Raw genomic sequence first — 2,726 nt, 5'->3', positions numbered from 1 at the left:
TAGTTATTAATATTCCTGGTTGCACACAATGAGCAAGTGCTAACCGTTGTATATAGCTAGTTAAGCTTTCTACAAGAGCAGTCCGTAAGCCCTGCGGCTCTAATGAATAGAGCGTACTACGCTCTGAAATTTTGATCGGCTGAGTATTGTAAGTTGGATAAACAATAAGGTTAGAAGCTTTCATTTTGTGATTTACATAGTTTTTCTAAAAGGTGGACAGTAAATTAATATTAGTCTCCTACAGTATTTTGGGCTAAGGACAAGCCTTCAACCCTAGTTGTTGAAGTGCTTCAATCCACGCTGTTCGAACCTCTTCTCGGCGGAAAATATGACGATCGCCCAATCTCTCCATAATCTGATTGGAACTTGGATAGATGCCTTGACCATGTATATCAAAGACAGCTTGTCGAACGCGTTCGCAAGTTTCTTCGACTACCTTAGTACCTCTCTCTTGGCAGTAGCTTAAGTACCTATTTGAAATTGCACTACATAGGTCTGGAGCAAATCTATAAAATACAGCCGGTGACATTCCAACCCGAGCAGCAATTTCCTGCAATGATGGGGGTGGATCTTCGTTGTCTTCTAATACTTGACTCAAGATTCGTCGTAGGTTCTCTGTGCGTTCAGTCCTTTTATGGTCGAGGTGACGTTGAGCGATCTCACGACATAGATCAGGAAAATACTTGTGTAAAGTGGCGCTGCAGCATCCAATGCGCTGTATAACTTCCTTAACTGAAGGCGGTGGATACTCGTGCTCAAGCACATTCTCTAGAATTCGGCTTGTATTCTCCAAGTCTAAACGTGGTGTTCTAAATGCTTTACGAGTATGAGAAGCCGGTGCATGGGAAGAATGATTACCTAAATTGTTCATCAATTGAGAATCAACAATTAGAAAGTCGAACAACTTTACACCAAGCCGTTGGCATACTTTTAACAGCACCTCAATTTGTGGCAATGTTTTTCCTGAACACCAGCTTTGAAGTGTAGGCTGGTTCATCCGCAAATAACGAGCAAAAGCAGCTACGCTACCAGCGCCTCTTTGCCATACGTAAGCGTTGAAAGATTCCTGAACTCGCTCTTTTGATAATTTGACTGATAGTTGTTTTTCGTTTCTAAGTAGATCGCTGATATTTTCACATACCCAAATCTCCCAATCCCGCTTCTCCTCCAAACAGTTGTTCGAGGACAAACCTATGGTGGACTTTTGACCTAACCATTGTCCACATCTTGAGCAATGTCCTAGTCTTGCTTGATAGTCTAATGGGTAGTTCTGTTTATGGCAGTGAGGACAGTACTCCTGAAGTTGATGATAATGGATAGGGCAAAAAGTGACTGCTTTGAATGACCAAATTAGTGGTTCATAGAGTAATTCTCCCTTTTCCCTCCACTCTTCAAAACATAAAGGACACCACATTTGAACCGAATGGGTGAGTCCTTTAGCCGGGAAAACTTCCTTCCAAAGAAGTAATGTAAGAGCCTTTAGGTTTTCCGTTAAAGTAGCTATTTCCAAAACTTGAACTAAATCAGATGCTGTAGTAGTAGTTCCTACTAAGGCTGCACTACGTTTGCCGAGCCAGTGCAACGCTTGAGTGTCTATATTTGCTTGCTCTACGAGAGATAACTTCTTCCGGATTAGTTGGCTGACCGTAACGCTGTGTGCCTCTGCTAGTCGCTTTGTATAGCTAGTAATACTCTCTATATAAGCGCTGTTAATAGCACAGGGTTCTAACTGGTAGAGGCAGCTACGAGGTGAAATGGTAGGTGGAGTTATGACTAAACGATTGAATCTCGTAAGATGTTCAAATTCGCTAACTTGCACAGTTTGTTCCCTCCTGGACTCCAACGGGATATCTTTCCGGATTAGGCATTCCTACAGTCTTTGGACGACCTCGCTTCCTGGTGCTTGCTTGCACAGGTTGCTCTTGAACTGGGTCTGCATTTGGTTGGGGTTGAACATTTTCAGATTGAGGTGAGGTTGGAACCGAACAAATTTCTAGCCCTAACTCTTGTCTTAATTGTTCAACTTGTCCTTCAATTTCTCGATGTTTATCTTCACCTTCCTTGATTTTCTTAAGAATGTTTAGACATTGAGCAACAGACAGGGCGCGCTTCTCTAAATGTTTTAGTGTCAATGTTTTGGCTCCCTCGCGGTAAACATCTGCTAATGTATTGTTGAACCAATTTTTCAAGATTCCTGCACACCCAAGAGATCGTTCGTACAGAAACGGACAATGTGGCAGTAAATCTGGTACTTGTTCTAAGGGCATCTCAAGGAGAAAGCTGTGAACAAGGCTTTGAAAAATTTGCCACTCCCATGTGGAATCGGCATGATAACGAGGAAGATGAATATATGCACTGCGGCGACTTAATTGGTCTCCTACATCATGGAGTGTTAGCAAGTCATAGGTACCAAATAATCCATGCACAGTTTTTGATCTGTTAGCAATAGACTTAATTGTTTCTGGCATTGTTGCTATTCTCTTGCCGCTGGAATACGCCAACATATGATGAGCTTCATCAAGACAAAAGAATTTAAGACGACGATATAGAAGCGCGTTCTCTAGTGCTAAACCTAATTCAGGTTCTACAATGTGCGGATCAATAATGAGAGCATCATTGTCATTTTTATTACGGCCAATTCCCTTAACGTTATACTTAATTTTGCAGTCAAGTAATTCTGCAGGATCTTCCAAGGCAATTAATGATCGTTTTAGATGTCCTTTAGG

The 2,726-nt window shown here is 41.8% G+C and carries 2 protein-coding genes and 1 pseudogene; all 3 read right to left on the bottom strand.

From position 1 onward, the window contains the following. Positions 1–184 (bottom strand): annotated as a pseudogene (locus ACR6Z4_RS32085) (TniQ family protein); the annotation flags it as partial. Positions 185–253: 69 nt separating this feature from the next. Beyond that, positions 254–1,819 carry a TniQ family protein gene (locus ACR6Z4_RS32080; RefSeq protein ID WP_479721379.1) on the bottom strand — a complete coding sequence of 522 codons (1,566 nt, stop codon included), beginning with the start codon at positions 1,817–1,819 and terminating at the stop codon, positions 254–256. Beyond that, positions 1,809–2,726 (bottom strand): ATP-binding protein (locus ACR6Z4_RS32075; RefSeq protein ID WP_479721378.1); only part of this gene is annotated, 918 nt, incomplete at its 5' end. The genes ACR6Z4_RS32075 and ACR6Z4_RS32080, both read right to left, overlap by 11 nt.

The sequence above is a fragment of the Calyptranema fuscum S582 genome (genome assembly GCF_055793305.1).
The sequence above is the reverse complement of the archived record's forward strand: the minus strand, read 5'-3'. Positions and strand labels throughout refer to the sequence as shown.